Raw genomic sequence first — 17,296 nt, forward strand, 5'->3', positions numbered from 1 at the left:
GGGTTCTATCGCTGCCAAACGTCTGCCTTCTAGCTGCCGTTAATAATATGTGTGCTGTGGTGTAAACTGCAGCCATAGAAACAAGGGCTCTGAGTTTTCAGAGCCCTTGTTATTTTTTGCCGTATTGATGAACTTCAATGAAAAACAGCCTGCACTTTCTATTTTCAAAGTGCAGGCTGTTTTTTTGATGATTAAACAAATATTGAATCAAGGATAGCTACGACAATTCTTATCCGCACGCGCCGGATTGGCAAAATAATCCGTCTCTGCACACGTCGAACTGCTTTCTTCACACAGCAAAAACGTCAAATCCTGATTCATGACCAAAACACGCGGTTCCTTAGTCTTATCCAAAGCCACCGCTTTAAGCGAATATTGTCCATCGTGAGCAGCTCCTCTCGGTGCGCCTTGCGGACGAATACAAAAATCATCGTTACCTTGAACGGGCAGCGCCGCCCACTTCCGTGATGTTTGCCGGTAATGGCCATGCGCCGCATAATGCCGTTCCCATGCCTGCGCATTGTCCAACATCAATTGCTGCACCTCGCTAAGGCGGGATTTGCGAATATAGGAACGATAACTTGGATACGCAATCACCGCTAATATCGTTATGACCACCACGGCAATCATAACCTCTTGCAAAGTCATACCCTTTTTATGGCTTTTATGCATCATACAATGTCCGATAATCGTTATTGATCATCTAAAAAGCAGCCTGCACTGCCCACCCATAAAAAAACAGGATATTTGACTTACCTATTTGCAGATAATATCAAATACCCTGTCCATCACAATCGTCTCGATTAAACGCTACGTGCTTTCTCTACCAACTCTTTCACGACCCAGGCTTTGGTTTTAGACAATGGGCGTGATTCTTCAATCACTACCACGTCACCAATGCCATACTGGTTTTGCTCATCATGAGCATGAATTTTAGTAGAGCGGCGAACAATCTTACCGTACAAAGGATGTTTCACTTTACGTTCAACCAACACAGTAACGGTTTTGTCCATTTTGTCGCTAACTACTTTGCCTTGCAAAGTACGAACGGTTTTCTCAGTGCTCATTACTTATTACCTTTTTCAGCGATGACAGTTTTCACACGAGCAATATCGCGGCGCACTTGCTTAATCTCACTGGTTTTACCCAGCTGACCAGTAGCGTGCTGCATACGCAGACCGAATTGTTGTTTCAGCAAATCAACCAAAACTTCATTCAGTTGCTCTACTGACTTTTCTCTCAATTCATTGGCTTTCATTATTTACCCACCTGTCTTGTTACGAATGTAGTTGCAAGCGGCAATTTAGCAGCAGCCAAAGCAAATGCTTCGCGCGCCAAAGACTCTGCCACACCATCCATTTCATACAACACTTTACCAGGTTGAATTTCAGCAACGTAGTATTCTACGGAACCTTTACCGCCACCCATACGGACTTGGATAGGCTTGGCTGTAATCGGTTTATCCGGGAATACACGAATCCAAATACGACCACCACGTTTAATATGGCGAGTCATTGCACGACGTGCTGCCTCGATTTGACGGGCAGTCAAACGACCACGCGCTACAGCTTTCAAGCCAAAATCACCGAAGCTTACTGTGTTGCCACGAGTTGCCACACCAGTATTACGGCCTTTGTGCTGTTTGCGGTATTTCAGTCTAGTTGGTTGCAGCATTTCGACCACCCTTTCTGTGATTGCGACGATTTTCACGTTCTGCAGGCTGTGCCTGAACCTGACCCATCTCGCCTTTATACACCCAAACTTTCAAGCCGATGATGCCATATGTGGTCAAGGCTTCGCTGGTAGCATAATCAACATCAGCACGCAATGTATGCAGAGGCACACGGCCTTCACGATACCATTCGCTACGCGCAATATCCGCACCGTTCAAACGGCCAGAAGTCATGATTTTGACACCTTTTGCACCGGCACGCATCGCATTTTGCATAGCACGTTTCATTGCACGGCGGAACTGCACACGTTTTTCCAACTGCTGAGCAATACCGTCAGCAATTAATTGTGCATCCAGCTCAGGTTTGCGAATTTCTTCAATGTTTACGTGAACAGCAACACCCAGCAATTTTTCCAAATCACGTTTCAAAACCTCGATGCCTGCACCTTTTTGACCAATTACAACACCTGGACGGGCAGTGTGAATAGTAATGCGAGCAGATTTAGCAGGACGCTCGATAACAACACGGCCAACGGAAGCATCAGCCAAATGTTTGCTCAAATATGTACGAACATCAATGTCTTGTTTCAAAACGGTGGCAAATTCAGTGCTTTTCGCAAACCATTTTGAAGACCAGTCTTTATTGACAGCCAGTCGAAAACCGACCGGATGAATTTTTTGTCCCATGGTTATTCCTTAGTTGCCTACCACCACGTTAATGTGGCAAGTTTGTTTTTCAATACGGTTACCGCGACCTTTTGCACGAGCCTGGAAGCGTTTCAACGATGCAGCTTTATCTACATAAATTGTAACAACCTTCAGTTCATCAATGTCGGCACCATTGTTGTGCTCGGCATTGGCAATTGCAGACTCTAAAACCTTCTTAATCAACTCAGCACCTTTTTTAGGGCTGAATGTCAAGATATTCAGAGCTTGGGCAACGTCTTTGCCACGAATCATGTCTGCGACCAAGCGAGCTTTTTGCGCAGAAATGCGGGCGTTTTTATGTTGTGCAGATACTCTCATGTTTCACCTTATTTTTTCTTAGCTTTTTTATCAGCCAAATGACCTTTAAAGGTACGAGTCAATGAGAATTCACCCAATTTATGACCAACCATGTTATCGCTAATAAACACAGGCACATGCGTACGACCATTATGAACAGCGATAGTCAAACCAATAAAATCAGGCAAAATAGTAGAACGGCGGGACCAAGTTTTGATTGGACGCTTGTCGTTTGTTGCACGAGCCGCATCTACTTTCTTCAGCAAGTGTAGGTCAACATATGGACCTTTTTTCAATGAACGAGCCATTTAATTAACCTTTGTTAGAGTAACGACGACGAACAATCATATTATCCGTGCGTTTATTGTTACGAGTACGGTAACCTTTAGCAGGAGTACCCCATGGGCTGACAGGTTCGCGAGCTTCACCTGTGCGGCCTTCACCACCACCATGAGGGTGATCTACTGGGTTCATTACCACGCCACGAACTGTAGGACGAATACCGCGCCAACGATTAGCACCTGCTTTACCAATTTTCTTCAGGCTTTGCTCTTCATTGCCCACTTCGCCAATAGTTGCACGACAATCAACATGAATGCGTCGAACCTCGCCTGAACGCAAACGCACTTGGGCATAGATGCCTTCTTTTGCCAGCAAAACGGCTGAAGCACCAGCGGAACGGGCAATTTGTGCACCTTTACCTGGTTTCATTTCGATACAATGAATAGTTGTACCTACTGGAATATTACGAATAGGCAAAGTATTGCCCACTTTAATCGCAGCTTCAGCACCTGAAACCAACACTGCACCTGCCTGAATACCGCGAGGAGCAATGATGTAACGACGCTCACCATCTGCATAGCACAACAGTGCAATATGAGCAGTACGGTTAGGATCGTACTCAATACGTTCTACTTTTGCCGGGATACCGTCTTTATTACGTTTAAAGTCAATAACACGGTAGTGATGTTTATGGCCGCCGCCTTTATGGCGAGTTGTGATGTGGCCATTATTGTTACGACCGGCAGTCGAATTTTGTTTTTCCAACAAAGGAGCATAGGCTGCGCCTTTGTACAGACCTTCGGTTACGACGCGAACCATGCCGCGGCGACCCGCAGAGGTCGGTTTCATTTTTACGATAGCCATGCTTATTCCTTATCTGCAGCGGCTGCGGCTGCTTCCAAATCCAGCTCTTGACCGGCAACCAAGCTTACATAGGCTTTCTTCACATCGCTACGACGACCAATTGTGCGGCCAAAACGTTTTGCTTTGCCTTTAGTTGTTGTCGTTTTAACGGAAGCAACCTTCACATTAAACAGCTGTTCAATTGCAGCTTTGATTTCCACTTTAGTGGCATCTTTCAACACCTTGAAAACCATTTGGTTGCGTTTTTCAGCCAGCATATTGCTTTTTTCAGAAACAACAGGGGCCAAAATCACTTTCAACAAACGTTCTTGATTCATACCCATTGCTCCTCTAATTGCTCAACAGCCTCTTTTGTCAGCACAACTTTTTTGTAGCGCAGCAAGCTATATGGATCTGCTTGCGTTGCTTCCAACACCAGCACATTTGGTAAGTTGCGTGAAGACAAATATACATTCTCGTCCAATTGTTTGGTTACAAACAACACTTGTTCCAAACCCAAATTTTTCACTTGGTCAGCAAAGTCTTTGGTTTTAGGTGTTGCGGCAGACAAACTTTCAATGACGAACAAACGCTCATCGCGAACCAGTTGAGACAAAATAGTTGCCATACCTGCGCGATACATTTTGCGGTTCACTTTTTGAGTGAAGTTTTCATCAGGTTTGTTCGGGAATGCACGACCACCTTTACGCCACAATGGAGACGAAGTCATACCGGAACGGGCACGGCCTGTACCTTTTTGACGCCAAGGTTTTTTAGTGGAGTGTTTCACTTCGGCACGGGTTTTTTGAGCACGGTTGCCTGAGCGGGCATTTGCCAAATAAGCCGTTACCAACTGGTGAACCAACGCTTCGTTGTATTCGCGAGCAAACAGAGCATCGGAAGCAGCAACACTGCCCGAAACCTGTCCTTGCGCATTTATCAGTTTCAATTCCATTACGCACCTGCTTTCTTAACGCTATGGCGAACAACAACATCGCTGTTTACAGCACCGGGAACGGCGCCTTTAACCAACAGCAAATTGCGTTCTACATCAACGCGGACGATTTCCAAATGCTGAACAGTGGATTTGGTATTACCATACTGGCCAGCCATGCGTTTACCGGGGAACACGCGACCGGGGTCTTGCGCCATACCGATAGAACCTGGAACACGATGCGAACGGGAGTTACCGTGAGAAGTACGTTGCGCGCCGAAATTGTGGCGTTTAATCGTACCGGAGAAGCCTTTACCTTTTGATGTACCGGTCACATCTACCAACTGACCTGCGCTGAACAGTTCAACGGTAACGCTGTCGCCGGCCTTCAATTCGGCAGCTTTTTCTTCAGAAACAACAAATTCATGCAGACCGCGGCCAGCCTCAACACCTGCTTTCGCAAAATGACCGGCTTGCGCTTTGTTTACATGGCTTGTTTTTTTCTCACCAAAGGTAACTTGTACGGCGGTATAGCCGTCAGTTTCTTTGGATTTTACTTGTGTAACGCGGTTAGCAGACATTTCCAACACGGTTACAGGGATAGATTCGCCCTGCTCTGTGAAGACACGTGTCATACCAACTTTGCGTCCAACCAGACCTAAAGTCATGATTTTTTCCTTGTAATTAAAGGGATTGCTTACGATTGAGCAATCTTATGGACATAAAAAACAAACTTAACCCGTGGGGTTAAGCCGCGCAATATACCACACTTTCATAGGAATACTCAACAAAAACTTTGAATGTTAATGTGTTTTTGTGGCATTTCCGATATCCAGCCACTGCAGGCTGCTTTTCACTCAACCGAAAAAGCAGCCTGCACCCTATTCGGAGTCAAACCCGCTGGCATCAATACGGCCGATTTCGGTTCGATTTTGATAATCGAACATGGCCGCTTCGTCGCCAAAATCAAGCATATAGCGCGTGCCTTGGTCGGTGGAGAAATACCACGCCAAATATCGGTTGCCTTGGTATTCGATATAATCGCCCGCGTTAATTTTGACAAACTCCAAACCAAATGCCCGGCACAGCGCATCAATCAGCTTGGCATAACGCGGCCGTGCGGCTTCGGCAGCCGCTTTGCGCTCTTCCAAATTCGGGATGGCGGCAACCAAATCTGCGACAATGCGCTGCCATTCGTCTTCGTCCTGCACGCAGTATATGTCTGGGTGGCGTTTCAGCCATTGGCCGTTATGGTCAATCAAATTTTCCTGTTTGTCCAAATCGAAGAAATCGTCGCTCACTTGGTTCAAAATATCGCGCGTTTCGTTTTCGCCGAAATATTCGCCGTTCAAAAAGGCTTCCATTTGCGTTTCGTCAAACTGTTGCAGGCTGCTTATGGCGCGGCGGAACAAATTCAGATTTTGCTCTGCGCCCATAGCGGCCAAGCCCTGCTCCACCAGCGCGAAAATCCGTCCGCTCGCACCAGTGTTGTAAACAAATTGGGAAAACCCGCCGTTATGGACTTGGGCGTGATAATAATCCACATAATAGCTTTGCAGCGATGCGGGATGGATTTCGTCCTCATTCAAATATTCGTTCAACAAAGCATTGAGCAGGTCGATATTGGAACTTACGATTTCATATTCATCTTCATCGTCAAACGATTGTTGGGAAACATAGATTTTTAGGTTCTGTGCCATAACGAAATCCTTGCGGGCAAAAATAATTAAAGTGCAGGCTGCTTTTGCGTTTCAGGCAGCCTGCACGCCGTTTTACCGACTTACAGGCTGCCTGAAAACAGCTTCAATCCTTACCGAACATGGTAATTCGGCGCTTCTTTAGTAATCTGCACATCATGCACGTGCGATTCGCTCATACCGGCAGAGGTGATTTCCACAAATTCCGCCTTCTCGTGCATATCCGCAATCGTGGCGCAACCCAGATAGCCCATGCTGGAACGCAGGCCGCCCACCAGCTGGTGGATGATGTTGATAATCGGGCCTTTGTGCGGCACGCGGCCTTCAATGCCTTCGGGAACGTATTTTTCCGTGTTGTCCGTTTTTTCTTGGAAATAACGGTCGGACGAACCTTGGCTCATCGCACCGAGCGAACCCATGCCGCGATAAGATTTGTAGGCGCGGCCCTGATACAGCTCGATTTCGCCCGGTGCTTCGTCCGTGCCCGCAAACATGCCGCCCAACATCACGCAGTCTGCGCCCGCCGCCAAAGCTTTGGCAATATCGCCCGAAAAGCGAATGCCGCCGTCGGCAATCACGGAAACGCCGCTGCCCTTCAAGGCTTCGGACACGTTGTGCACGGCCGTCAGTTGTGGCACGCCAACACCAGCAATAATGCGCGTCGTACAAATCGAACCCGGGCCGATGCCCACTTTCACCGCGTCTGCGCCTGCCGCTGCCAAATCGCGCGCCGCAGCCGCCGTGGCAATGTTGCCGCCGATAACCTGCACTTCAGGGAAGTTCTGTTTCACCCATCTCACACGGTCAATCACACCTTGGCTGTGGCCGTGCGCCGTATCGACCACAATCACGTCCACGCCGGCTTCCACCAAAGCCTTCACGCGCTCTTCAGTGTCCGCGCCCGTGCCAACCGCCGCACCCACGCGCAAACGGCCTTCTTCATCTTTGTTTGCATTCGGGAATTCAGTGTTCTTGATAATGTCTTTTACCGTAATCAGGCCTTTGAGCTCGTCTTTCTCGTTCAACACCAGCACACGCTCGATTTTGTGTTTGTGCATCACTTCGCGCGCTTCCTCAATACCGGTGCCGACCGGAACGGAAATTAGTTTTTCGCGCGGTGTCATAATCGCAGACACGGGCAAATCTAAACGCGTTTCGAAACGCAGGTCGCGGTTGGTCACAATGCCGACAACCTTGCCGTCCTGCACCACGGGCAGCCCCGACATTTTGCGTTTGCGCTGCGAACGCTCCGCCAGAAGTTCGCCGATGAGTTTGTCGGGCGACACGGTTACGGGGTCTTTCACAATGCCGCTTTCGTGGCGTTTCACCTTGCGCACGGCCAAAGCCTGCTGCTCGGGCGTCATATTTTTGTGGATGATGCCGATGCCGCCTTCCTGCGCCATGGAAATCGCCAGACGCGCTTCGGTTACCGTGTCCATCGCGGCGGACAACAGCGGCAGGTTCAATGTGATTTTCTTGGTGAGCGGAGTTTTGAGCGAGACATCGCGGGGGAGGACTTGGGAATGAGCAGGGACGAGCAGAACGTCGTCGAACGTATAGCCTTTTTCGATAATACGCATTTTGGAGACACCTTTTGCTGGGTTTCGTTAAAATGCACGCGATTGTAGCATAATTGTCGGATTAAGGCATTAGTCGAACGCTTTTTTCATGACATATAAAAAGGAACACATTATAATGACTTATCTTCGCATCAATACTATGAAGGAAACCGTATGAAAAAAGTAATCGCAGCCGGCGTATTGGCATTATTGGCTGGCACAGCCTTTGCGGCGGAAACTGAAGTATTCAACTGGCGTTCGCGCAGCGGTCATAATGTGTATTCGGACACTCCGAACCAAATGCAGATGGGCCGTTCCAACGTGATCAACATCCGTACAGGCACCGTGATTCCGCCTACGCCGAAAACCACTCCGATGGAAAACCTATCGCCAATGGAACAGCAGGCGATAGCGAACCAGCGCGTAGCGGAACAAAACCGTAAAATTGAAGAAGAAAATGCAAAACGCGAGCAGGAAGCCAAAACGCAAAACTGTAACGCAGCACGCATGAACTTGGACACGGTGCAAAAATCCAATGCCCGCAACAAAGACCAGTTGATTCCGCGCTATCAGGCAGACATCAACAAATACTGCAACGAAGCTCCGCGCTAAACCTCCGCAAAAAGCAGCCTGCACTTTCTTTTTTGGTGCAGGCTGCTTTTTTCCGCACCGCAAAACCATTAAAATTGACCTTTTCCATCAGCCATTAGGAAGCCATACATCATGAACCGCAACGAAACCTTATTTGAACGCGCCAAAAAAATCATTCCCGCCGGTGTCAATTCGCCTGTCCGCGCCTTCGGCAGCGTGGGTGGCACGCCGCGCTTTATCCGTCGCGCGCAAGGACCGTTTGTGTGGGACGAAAATGGCACGCAATACATTGACTTTGTCGGCTCATGGGGCACGGGCATTGTCGGACACGCACACCCCGAAGTAGTGGAAGCCGTGCGCGAGGCCGCGATGGACGGCTTGTCGTTCGGCGCGCCCACGGAAGCCGAAATTCTCATTGCCGAAGAAATCGCCAAAATCGTGCCCAGCGTCGAGCGCTTGCGCCTGGTATCGTCCGGCACGGAAGCCACCATGACCGCCATCCGTCTGGCGCGTGGCTACACGGGGCGCGACAAAATCATCAAATTCGAAGGCTGCTACCACGGCCACTCCGACAGCCTGCTGGTCAAAGCCGGTTCCGGCCTGCTCACCTTCGGCAATCCCAGCTCCGCAGGCGTTCCCGCCGATTTGACGCAACACACCATCGTCCTGCCGTATAACGATGTTGCCGCATTGAAACAAGCCTTTGACGAATTCCCCGGCCAAATTGCCGGCGTGATTCTGGAACCCATCGCGGGCAATATGAACTTGGTGCGTGCCAGCGCCGAATTCGTCCGAGCCCTGCGGCAAACCACCGCGCAACACGGCGCAGTGCTGATTTACGACGAGGTGATGACAGGCTTCCGCGTGGCGTTGGGTGGCGCGCAATCGCTGCACGGCATCACGCCCGACATGACCACGATGGGCAAAGTCATCGGCGGCGGGATGCCTGTGGCAGCCGTGGGCGGCAAAAAAGAAATCATGGACTGCATTTCGCCTTTGGGCGGCGTGTATCAGGCGGGCACGCTGTCGGGCAACCCCGTGGCCGTGGCGGCTGGCTTGAAAACACTGGAAATCATCCAACGTCCCGGTTTCTACGAACAGTTGTCCGCGCGCACAACGCAACTGGTACAAGGCCTGAGCCAAGCGGCCAAGCAGGCAGGACTCACCTTCTGCGCCGACAGCGAGGGCGGCATGTTCGGCCTGTATTTCGCCAGCCAATGCCCGCAAACCTACGCCGACATGGCTGCTTCCAACACCGACGGCTTCAAAGCTTTCTTCCACGGCATGTTGGACAACGGCGTGGCATTCGGCCCGTCGGCATACGAAGCGGGATTCGTCTCAGCCGCCCACACGTCGGAATTGATTGAACAGGCCATCGATGCCGCCCGACCGGTATTCGCACGGATGGCACCATAAGCCGGACAGCAAAAAGCAGCCTGCACATTGGCCAATGCTTCAAAGTGCAGGCTGCTTTTATATTTCAGGCTATAATTCTCCCAACACATTTCAACGCAACACAACAGCATCGCAATTATGAATATTTTTTACGAAGAAAGCGGACACTTCAAAGCAGCCTGCATCGTCCAAAAGAACGACAGCACCTATCAGGCCGACACGCAACACGGCAAGCGCGTGAAAATCAAAGCCGCCAACGTATTTCTGGAATTTGACGGCGACATGGACGCGTTTATGCAAAACGCGCAGGACGAAGCCGCCGCCATCGACACCGGATTGCTGTGGGAATGCGTCGGCACGGACGAATTCACATTCCGCGAAGCCGCACAGGAATATTTCGGCAGCGAACCCAAAGCCGTGCAGTTGGCCGCCACGCTGATGGCGCTTTATGCCGCGCCCATGTATTTCCACAAAAAAAGCAAAGGCGTGTTCAAAGCCGCGCCTGCCGAAATCCTGCAACAGGCATTGGCCGCCATTGAACGCAAAGCGCAACAAGAAGCGCAAATTGAAGCGTGGGCGGACGAGCTGGCCGCAGGCAGGCTGCCCGACGCGGTGGCCGCCGATCTGCCATACATCCTGCACCAGCCCGACAAACAATCCCTGCCCTACAAAGCCTTCCAAAAAGCAGCCGACCGCCTGAAAATGTCGGCATACGAATTGGCCAAACACACCGGCGGCGTGTCTTCGCTGCCCGAATACCTGTTGCAGCGCTTCTGCGTCAAACACTTCCCGAACGGCACGCAAGCCCCCGAAATCGCGCTGCAAAAGCAGCCTGCAAATTTGCCGCTGGCCGATGTGCAGGCGTTTTCGATTGACGACGCGGCCACCACCGAAGTGGACGACGCATTATCGGTGCAAGATTTGGGCAACGGCGTGAAGCGCGTCGGTATCCACATTGCCGCACCGTCTTTGGCCATCGAACCCGACAGCAGCATCGAGCAACTGGTTTTCGAACGTTGGAGCACAGTCTATTTCCCCGCAGGGAAAATCACCATGCTGCCGGACAACTGGATTGGCGCATACAGCCTGGACGAAGGCAAAACCGTGCCCGCGTTCAGTATCTATTTCGACGTGGACGCGGAATGGCGGCTGTCCGAACCGGTGAGCCGGATTGAAATGGTGCCAATTGCCGCCAATCTGCGCATCCAGCACATCGAACCGTTTTTCAACAGCGAAACGGGTACGGGCAGCGCAGACCATCCGCAGTTCCCGTATCACGCCGAATGCCTGTACCTGCTGCAACTGGCCTACGAGCAGCAAAAAAAACGCGACCGGTTGGACGACCCGGCCGCCCCGAAAAAATACGATTACAGCATCGACTTCGACGCGGACGGCAAAGTCGTGATTGTGCGCCGCGAACGCGGTTCGCCCATCGATACGCTGGTGAGCGAAATGATGATTCTGGCCAATACCGCGTGGGCGAAAATGCTGCACGACCACCGCCTAGCCGGCATTTTCCGCGTGCAGCCGAGCGGCCGCGTGCGGATGTCCACACACTCCGAACCGCACATCGGCATGAATGTGGCGCATTACGGCTGGTTCACTTCGCCGCTGCGCCGCGCCTGCGACTACATCAACCAAAAGCAACTGCAAAGCCTGCTGCAAGAAGGCGTTGCGCCGCGATTCGGCAACAAGGACAGCGGCCTGTTTGCGGCGCTGGGGCAGTTTGAAAGCGCGTATACGGCCTACCGCGAATTTCAGGACACGATGGAGCATTACTGGGCGCGCGTTTGGCTGCAACAGGAAAACGTGCGCGAAATCACGGCGGTGGTGCTGAAAGACGACTTGGTGCGCCTGAACGGGCTGCCGCTCACCGCACGCGCCACAGGCATTCCGTTTGAAGTGGCGCCGAAGTCGGTCGTGAAGCTGGCGGTGTCCGACATCGACCCGGAACAACAGTCGGTGGCGTTGAAATATGTGTCGGTCGTCCCCAATACCATTGCGGCATCCGATACGGAAGACGATACGGCGGCCGAAGCCGATTGACGGGGTGCAGGCTGCTTTTGGAGACTGAAAAAGCAGCCTGCACATTGGTTCGCCGCTGCAAAACACCCAAGGAAGAAATATGCGAATCCGTTTGAACCAGAATTCTTTATTGCCCTTCATCCAGCAACAAGTGGAAGAACGGCAAGCCTTCACCCTGTTGCTCGGACTGACCTCTTGGCTGCGCGCCGGCGGCAAAAAGAAAGCGGCCGGCCGGATGGCGGAACTGGTGCAGCTTTGCCGCGAAAACCCCGATTTGTGCGGCAGAACCGCTTCCTTGCTATGCCAATGGCTGTGCAGCCTGCGCCTGTATCCGCTGTTCATCAGCGTGGGAATTTTCGCGCGGCAAGGCTTTGTGCGCGAATTGAACGAGCGCATTTACGAACACATCAACCCTGCCTATAAAGACAGCAACAATTTGCGCGACGTATTTTTCCGCCTGTTCAGCAAAGACAGCGACAGCGTGTGGATGCAGACCATCCCCGATGCGGACTGGCTGACCCTGTTCGCCCTACTGCGCCGCCACACGCCCGAACAAGAACGCCAAACCGTGCACAACCATTTGCGCCACGAAGGTTTCCATGCCATTGAAATGCTGTCGATTTGGGTGGCGGCCGAAGCCCTCGAACCCGATTTGGTGCGGCTCGACCCGAACCTGCTCAACCGCGACTCGCCCTTTGTGGCGCTGCAACGCGAAGTGGCTTCGTGGATTTCCGCCCATTTCCACCAAACGCCGTTTGACGACAGCCACCTGCATGTGATGTTGGCGCAATGCCGTTCGCAAGTGGACACGTTGCGCAAAAAAGGCGGCGCGGCGGGCGCAGGTTCGTCTTTGCGCGTGGCGCACCTGCTCGAACGCCTGCAACAAACGCTCGACCGCATCACCCTGCTGCTGAACGTGTTCGCCCCCGCCCAGATACCGCCCAGCTGCGTGCTGAAACTGGCCGGCGTTCTGGCCTATTCCGCCGCCGAACAGCACAGCGTGAGACGGCTTTGGAAACGCAGCGTGCGGATGCTTTCGCGCAGCATCACCCAAAACACCAGCGACCACGGCGAACACTACATCGCCCGTTCGCGCAAAGAATATTGGGGCATTTTGTACAGCGCCGCAGGCGGCGGCGTGCTGATTGCGCTGATGTCGCTGTTCAAACTCTATTTGGGCAAACAAATCGAAAATAATTTCTTATACAGCCTGATTTCCGGCCTGAATTACGGCCTGGGCTTCATGCTGATTTTCATGCTTGGCTTCACCGTGGCCACCAAGCAGCCTGCAATGACCGCTTCGCGCTTTGCCGCCGCTGTGGAAGAAACCGACAAAGGCCCGGTGGTGCAGCAGAAACTCGCGCAGCTGCTGGTGGACGTGTTGCGCTCGCAGATTGCCGCGGTGGCAGGCAACGTATTGGTGGCCATCAGCGTGGCCATGATAGTTGCGCTGGTCTATGACGCCACCCACGCCTTCCCCCTGCTCAACAAAACCGAAGTCGGGGCGCAGCTTGATGCCGTCAATCCCCTGAAAGCCACCTTGTGGTATGCCGCCATTGCCGGCGTGTGGCTGTTCTGCTCGGGGATTATTTCGGGCTATTTCGACAACCGCTGCAACTATCTGAACCTGCGGATGCGCCTGCGCCACCATCCCATATTGAAAATGCTGCTGCCGCAAACCCTGCGCGGCAAGCTGGCCGACTATTGGCACAACAACTACGGCACGCTGATGGGCAACCTGTGCTTCGGCATGCTGCTGGGCATGACCGGCTTCATCGGCCACGCGCTGGATTTGCCGTTCGACATCCGCCACGTCGCGTTTTCGTCCGCCAACGTGGGCTATGCCGCCGTGTCGGGCAGCATCGGCATTCTGGTTTTCCTGCAAAGCGTGTTCTTCGTGCTGCTCATCGGCATGGTGAACCTTGTGGTCAGCTTCTCGATTACGCTGTGGGTGGCGCTGCGTTCGCGCGAAACCAAAATCGACGGCTGGTGGCAAATCATCCGCTACGCATGGCTGCAGGTAAAACAAAACCCGCGCTCGCTCTTCCTGCCACCGCAAGAGAACACGGAAAACGCACCTGCCGCCGAGGGCGATGCAGAAAAATAATCCACGGTTGCGAAAGCAGCCTGCACTTTAATTTTGCAAAGTGCAGGCTGCTTTTTAATGTTTTGAACCATGCAGCCATTCCAAACCCATCGGGGATTCGGCACGGGCATCGGCCCGCAAACAAACGGAACAGCCCAAATTTCTGCTACGCCGTGGAATATGGCGACAAAAAAGCAGCCTGCACTTTTGGAAACTGAGTGTGCAGGCTGCTTTTACATTAAACGGCCATCCTCAATGCGCATCGTCCCAATTTTTCCCCGCACCGACTTCCGCCAGCAGCGGCACGGCCAGCACGCCTTCGCCGACGTCGGACATCCATTGCGGCAACTGCGCTTTGATATGCGCCAATTCGTCTTCCGGCACTTGCAGCACCAGTTCGTCGTGCACCTGCATGACCAGTTGGGCGGACGATTGTTCGGCGGCCAAAGCAGCCTGCACTTTAATCATGGCGCGTTTGATAAGGTCGGATGCGGTGCCCTGCATGGGCGCGTTAATGGCGGCGCGTTCGGCGGCGGCACGGCGGATGGCGCTGCCGTGGATATCAGGCAGATACAGGCGGCGGCCGAACAGGGTTTCCACATAGCCCAAACTGCGCGCCTGCTCTTTCGTCCGCTCCATGTATTCCGCCACGCCCGTGTAGCGCGCGAAATAGCGTTTGATGAACATTTCCGCCGACATATTGTCAATGCCGAGGGCTTTGGCCAGTCCGAAGCTGCTCATGCCGTAAATCAGGCCGAAATTGATGGTTTTGGCGTAGCGGCGTTGCTCTGCGGTGATGTGTTCGGGCGGCACGCCGAAGACTTCGGCGGCGGTGCGGCGGTGCACGTCTTCGTTGTTTTGGAAAGCAGCCTGCAAGGTCGGGTCGCCGGAAAGGTGTGCCATAATCCGCAATTCGATTTGCGAATAGTCGGCCGACACCATCATCTGCCCTTCGGGTGCGCAGAACGCGCGGCGTACGCGGCGGCCTTGTTCGGTGCGGATGGGGATGTTTTGCAGGTTTGGGTTGTTGCTGGCGAGCCGCCCGGTAATCGCCACGGCCTGCGCGTAATTGGTGTGCACGCGTCCGGTGGCGGGCAAAATCATTTCGGGCAATTTGTCGGTATAGGTCGATTTGAGTTTGGCCAGGCTACGGTGCTGCAAAATCAGTTTGGGCAATGGAAAATCGTCCGCCAGTTTTTCCAGCACGCTCTCATCGGTGGAATAGCTGCCGCCGGCGGTTTTTTTAATGCCTTTGGTAGGCAGCCCCATCTGGTTGAACAAAATATCCTGCAACTGCTTGGGCGAATTGAGGTTGAACGGCTTGCCGGCCAATGCAAACGCTTCGTTTTCCAGCTGCCACAATTCTTTGCCCAGCTGCGCGCTCTGCTGCGCCAGCTCGTTGCTGTCGATGAACACGCCGTTGCGTTCCATGGCAAACAGCACCTGCGCCACAGGCAGTTCCAGTTCCTGATACATGGCCAGCTGCTTGTCGTCCATCTGCGTGCGCAAATGCTGCTCGATGCGGAGGGCGAAATCGGCGTCTTGGCAGGCATATTCGGCCGCCTTGTCCAGCGGCACGTCGGCAAACGGGATTTGCTTTGCGCCTTTGCCGCACAGGCTTTCGTAGGTGATGGTGGGCAGTTGCAGCCAGCGTTCGGACAATTCGTCCAGCCCGTGCCCCAAGTGGCTTTCCACAATATACGAAGCCAGCATCGCATCGCCCGAAATGCCTTGCAGGGCAATGCCGTGGTTGGCGAAAACGTGTTGGTCGTATTTCATATTCTGGCCGATTTTGCCCAGCTGCGGGTTTTCCAGAAACGGTTGCAGGCTGCTTTTAATGTCCGTCCAATCCAGCTGTTCGGCAAATGTGTGGGCAACGGGGATATACGCCGCATCGCCCGCGCCGAAGGCAATGCTGATGCCCACCAGCTGCGCCTTCATCGGTTCGAGCGAGGTGGTTTCGGTGTCCAGCCCGATGACGCTGCTGTGCGCCAAGCGTTCGGTAAGGGCGGCCAGTTGTTCGCGCGTGGTAACGGTCTGATAGTCCAGCCGTTCGGGACGCGGCGCAATGCTGCGTTCGCCGGGTTCGGGAAGTGCAGGCTGCTTTTGAACGGTTTTCGCGTCCGAATCGGCAAACAAATCATCCGTGTGCCCTTGCGCCGATTGGTTTTCAGCTTCTTTCAGCCAGGTTTTGAAGCCCAGCCGGCGGAAATGCGGCACCAGTTGGGCCCAATCGGGGGCTTTGCGCCGCAAGTCGTCCATGCCGTTGGGCAGTTCGGCGGACAAATCCACATCGGTTTTAATGGTTACCAATTCGTAGGACAGCGGCAGTTGGGGTAGTGCGGCGCGCAGGTTTTCGCCGATTTTGCCTTTGAAGCCGTCGGCCTGCCGCATGATGTTGTCGAGCGAGCCGTATTCCGCCAGCCATTTGGCGGCTGTTTTTTCGCCGCATTTTTCCACGCCCGGCACATTGTCCACTTTGTCGCCCATCAGCGCCAGAAAGTCGCGGATTTGGTCGGGGCGCACACCGAATTTCTGATATACGCCCTCGCTGTCGAGCGTTTCGTTTTTCATGGTATTGACCAGCGTGATGTGTTCGCTGACCAGTTGCGCCATATCTTTATCGCCCGTGGAAATGACCACGTTCATCTTTTGCGCGGCAGCCTGCACGGCCAATGTGCCAATCACGTCGTCCGCCTCCACTTGGGGGACTTTCAGTACCTTCCAGCCCATCAGCTCCACCAGTTCGGGCAGCATGTCCGCCTGTGGGCGCAAATCGTCGGGCATGGGCGGGCGTGTGGCTTTGTAGTCTTCAAACAGCTCGTGGCGGAAGTTTTTGCCTTTGGCATCGAACACACAGGCGCAGAAATCGTGTGGCTGCTCGGCACGCAGACGGCGCAGCATATTCAATACGCCGTATACCGCATTCGTGGGCGTGCCGTCGGGCGCGGTCAGGTGGGTCATGGCGTAAAATGCGCGGTAAAGATAGGACGAGCCATCGACAAGGAGCAAGGTTTTTGGAGTGTCGGTCATGAGAATCACAAAACGGGTTGGCGAAATAAAGGGATTATACGCAAAAAGCAGCCTGCACTCCCCATATATAATGTGCAGGCTGCTTTTGACGGTTTGCCGAACCATATCCGAACAGAAATAATCCGACAAAATCCGACAAAAAACGTCAGTCCATCCGCCAAAATGCCCCAAAAT

General features: G+C 52.9%; 18 protein-coding genes. 4 read left to right on the forward strand and 14 right to left on the reverse strand.

From position 1 onward, the window contains the following. Window positions 1-207: 207 nt before the first annotated feature. The 13 genes from HMPREF9098_RS07025 to guaB all read right to left on the reverse strand — a co-directional run bounded on the left by HMPREF9098_RS07025 (window position 208) and on the right by guaB (window position 8,013). A complete protein-coding gene (locus HMPREF9098_RS07025) occupies window positions 208-675 on the reverse strand; it encodes a type IV pilin protein (RefSeq protein WP_003783311.1) in 468 nt (155 codons plus the stop codon). A 128-nt stretch (window positions 676-803) separates the two neighbouring features. After that, window positions 804-1,067, reverse strand: a complete 264-nt coding sequence (gene rpsQ, locus HMPREF9098_RS07030) for a 30S ribosomal protein S17 (protein WP_003783313.1) — start codon at window positions 1,065-1,067, stop codon at window positions 804-806. Beyond that, window positions 1,067-1,258, reverse strand: coding sequence for a 50S ribosomal protein L29 (gene rpmC / locus HMPREF9098_RS07035; protein ID WP_003783315.1), 192 nt, complete (start codon window positions 1,256-1,258; stop codon window positions 1,067-1,069). Before rpmC ends, rpsQ begins: the two co-directional genes overlap by 1 nt. Continuing rightward, window positions 1,258-1,674, reverse strand: coding sequence for a 50S ribosomal protein L16 (rplP, locus tag HMPREF9098_RS07040; protein WP_003783318.1), 417 nt, complete (start codon window positions 1,672-1,674; stop codon window positions 1,258-1,260). The genes rpmC and rplP overlap by 1 nt, the downstream gene beginning before the upstream one ends. Beyond that, the gene (gene rpsC, locus HMPREF9098_RS07045) at window positions 1,658-2,359 is read right to left on the reverse strand and encodes a 30S ribosomal protein S3 (protein WP_003783319.1); all 702 of its coding nucleotides are present in this window, start codon (window positions 2,357-2,359) and stop codon (window positions 1,658-1,660) included. The genes rplP and rpsC overlap by 17 nt, the downstream gene beginning before the upstream one ends. Window positions 2,360-2,368: 9 nt before the next feature. After that, the gene (gene rplV / locus HMPREF9098_RS07050; RefSeq protein ID WP_003783321.1) at window positions 2,369-2,698 is read right to left on the reverse strand and encodes a 50S ribosomal protein L22; all 330 of its coding nucleotides are present in this window, start codon (window positions 2,696-2,698) and stop codon (window positions 2,369-2,371) included. A gap of 8 nt (window positions 2,699-2,706) precedes the next feature. Continuing rightward, entirely contained in the window at window positions 2,707-2,985 is a 279-nt protein-coding gene (rpsS, locus tag HMPREF9098_RS11465) for a 30S ribosomal protein S19 (RefSeq protein WP_002642293.1), read from the reverse strand. 4 nt (window positions 2,986-2,989) lie between these two features. Continuing rightward, window positions 2,990-3,823, reverse strand: coding sequence for a 50S ribosomal protein L2 (rplB, locus tag HMPREF9098_RS07055; protein ID WP_003783323.1), 834 nt, complete (start codon window positions 3,821-3,823; stop codon window positions 2,990-2,992). Between the two features lie 2 nt (window positions 3,824-3,825). Continuing rightward, window positions 3,826-4,140 carry a 50S ribosomal protein L23 gene (gene rplW / locus HMPREF9098_RS07060; protein ID WP_172460025.1) on the reverse strand — a complete coding sequence of 105 codons (315 nt, stop codon included), beginning with the start codon at window positions 4,138-4,140 and terminating at the stop codon, window positions 3,826-3,828. Further along, window positions 4,137-4,757 (reverse strand): 50S ribosomal protein L4, encoded by a 621-nt coding sequence (gene rplD, locus HMPREF9098_RS07065; RefSeq protein ID WP_003783327.1) that lies wholly within the window; start codon window positions 4,755-4,757, stop codon window positions 4,137-4,139. The genes rplW and rplD overlap by 4 nt, the downstream gene beginning before the upstream one ends. Beyond that, window positions 4,757-5,404, reverse strand: coding sequence for a 50S ribosomal protein L3 (gene rplC, locus HMPREF9098_RS07070; protein WP_003783329.1), 648 nt, complete (start codon window positions 5,402-5,404; stop codon window positions 4,757-4,759). The genes rplD and rplC overlap by 1 nt, the downstream gene beginning before the upstream one ends. Window positions 5,405-5,617: 213 nt before the next feature. Beyond that, window positions 5,618-6,436, reverse strand: a complete 819-nt coding sequence (locus tag HMPREF9098_RS07075) for a DMP19 family protein (RefSeq protein WP_003783331.1) — start codon at window positions 6,434-6,436, stop codon at window positions 5,618-5,620. A 110-nt stretch (window positions 6,437-6,546) separates the two neighbouring features. Then, entirely contained in the window at window positions 6,547-8,013 is a 1,467-nt protein-coding gene (gene guaB, locus HMPREF9098_RS07080) for an IMP dehydrogenase (protein WP_003783336.1), read from the reverse strand. Window positions 8,014-8,166: 153 nt separating this feature from the next. On the opposite strand from guaB, the gene HMPREF9098_RS07085 reads away from it, so the two are divergent. From HMPREF9098_RS07085 to HMPREF9098_RS07100, 4 genes are all read left to right on the forward strand, one after another. Continuing rightward, a complete protein-coding gene (locus HMPREF9098_RS07085) occupies window positions 8,167-8,604 on the forward strand; it encodes a DUF4124 domain-containing protein (protein ID WP_003783337.1) in 438 nt (145 codons plus the stop codon). A gap of 111 nt (window positions 8,605-8,715) precedes the next feature. Further along, window positions 8,716-9,999 (forward strand): glutamate-1-semialdehyde 2,1-aminomutase, encoded by a 1,284-nt coding sequence (gene hemL / locus HMPREF9098_RS07090; protein ID WP_003783338.1) that lies wholly within the window; start codon window positions 8,716-8,718, stop codon window positions 9,997-9,999. Between the two features lie 117 nt (window positions 10,000-10,116). Next, window positions 10,117-12,024, forward strand: a complete 1,908-nt coding sequence (locus tag HMPREF9098_RS07095; RefSeq protein ID WP_003783339.1) for a ribonuclease catalytic domain-containing protein — start codon at window positions 10,117-10,119, stop codon at window positions 12,022-12,024. A 79-nt stretch (window positions 12,025-12,103) separates the two neighbouring features. Then, window positions 12,104-14,110, forward strand: coding sequence for a site-specific recombinase (locus HMPREF9098_RS07100; protein WP_003783340.1), 2,007 nt, complete (start codon window positions 12,104-12,106; stop codon window positions 14,108-14,110). 231 nt (window positions 14,111-14,341) lie between these two features. On the opposite strand, the gene polA is transcribed toward HMPREF9098_RS07100, so the two are convergent. Then, the gene (polA, locus tag HMPREF9098_RS07105; RefSeq protein ID WP_081457199.1) at window positions 14,342-17,122 is read right to left on the reverse strand and encodes a DNA polymerase I; all 2,781 of its coding nucleotides are present in this window, start codon (window positions 17,120-17,122) and stop codon (window positions 14,342-14,344) included. Window positions 17,123-17,296 lie beyond the last annotated feature (174 nt).

Origin of the sequence: Kingella denitrificans ATCC 33394 (assembly GCF_000190695.1) — a bacterium.
Classification (GTDB): domain Bacteria; phylum Pseudomonadota; class Gammaproteobacteria; order Burkholderiales; family Neisseriaceae; genus Kingella_A; species Kingella_A denitrificans.

Coding starts and splice junctions, on each gene's coding strand:
- rplC (WP_003783329.1), bottom strand. CDS start 5,404: ATGACTTTAGGTCTGGTTGGACGCAAAGTTGGTATGACACGTGTCTTC.
- rplP (WP_003783318.1), bottom strand. CDS start 1,674: ATGCTGCAACCAACTAGACTGAAATACCGCAAACAGCACAAAGGCCGT.
- HMPREF9098_RS07095 (WP_003783339.1), top strand. CDS start 10,117: ATGAATATTTTTTACGAAGAAAGCGGACACTTCAAAGCAGCCTGCATC.
- rplB (WP_003783323.1), bottom strand. CDS start 3,823: ATGGCTATCGTAAAAATGAAACCGACCTCTGCGGGTCGCCGCGGCATG.
- rpsC (WP_003783319.1), bottom strand. CDS start 2,359: ATGGGACAAAAAATTCATCCGGTCGGTTTTCGACTGGCTGTCAATAAA.
- guaB (WP_003783336.1), bottom strand. CDS start 8,013: ATGCGTATTATCGAAAAAGGCTATACGTTCGACGACGTTCTGCTCGTC.
- rpsQ (WP_003783313.1), bottom strand. CDS start 1,067: ATGAGCACTGAGAAAACCGTTCGTACTTTGCAAGGCAAAGTAGTTAGC.
- HMPREF9098_RS07025 (WP_003783311.1), bottom strand. CDS start 675: ATGATGCATAAAAGCCATAAAAAGGGTATGACTTTGCAAGAGGTTATG.
- HMPREF9098_RS07075 (WP_003783331.1), bottom strand. CDS start 6,436: ATGGCACAGAACCTAAAAATCTATGTTTCCCAACAATCGTTTGACGAT.
- rpsS (WP_002642293.1), bottom strand. CDS start 2,985: ATGGCTCGTTCATTGAAAAAAGGTCCATATGTTGACCTACACTTGCTG.
- rpmC (WP_003783315.1), bottom strand. CDS start 1,258: ATGAAAGCCAATGAATTGAGAGAAAAGTCAGTAGAGCAACTGAATGAA.
- rplD (WP_003783327.1), bottom strand. CDS start 4,757: ATGGAATTGAAACTGATAAATGCGCAAGGACAGGTTTCGGGCAGTGTT.
- rplW (WP_172460025.1), bottom strand. CDS start 4,140: ATGAATCAAGAACGTTTGTTGAAAGTGATTTTGGCCCCTGTTGTTTCT.
- rplV (WP_003783321.1), bottom strand. CDS start 2,698: ATGAGAGTATCTGCACAACATAAAAACGCCCGCATTTCTGCGCAAAAA.
- polA (WP_081457199.1), bottom strand. CDS start 17,122: ATGACCGACACTCCAAAAACCTTGCTCCTTGTCGATGGCTCGTCCTAT.
- HMPREF9098_RS07085 (WP_003783337.1), top strand. CDS start 8,167: ATGAAAAAAGTAATCGCAGCCGGCGTATTGGCATTATTGGCTGGCACA.
- hemL (WP_003783338.1), top strand. CDS start 8,716: ATGAACCGCAACGAAACCTTATTTGAACGCGCCAAAAAAATCATTCCC.
- HMPREF9098_RS07100 (WP_003783340.1), top strand. CDS start 12,104: ATGCGAATCCGTTTGAACCAGAATTCTTTATTGCCCTTCATCCAGCAA.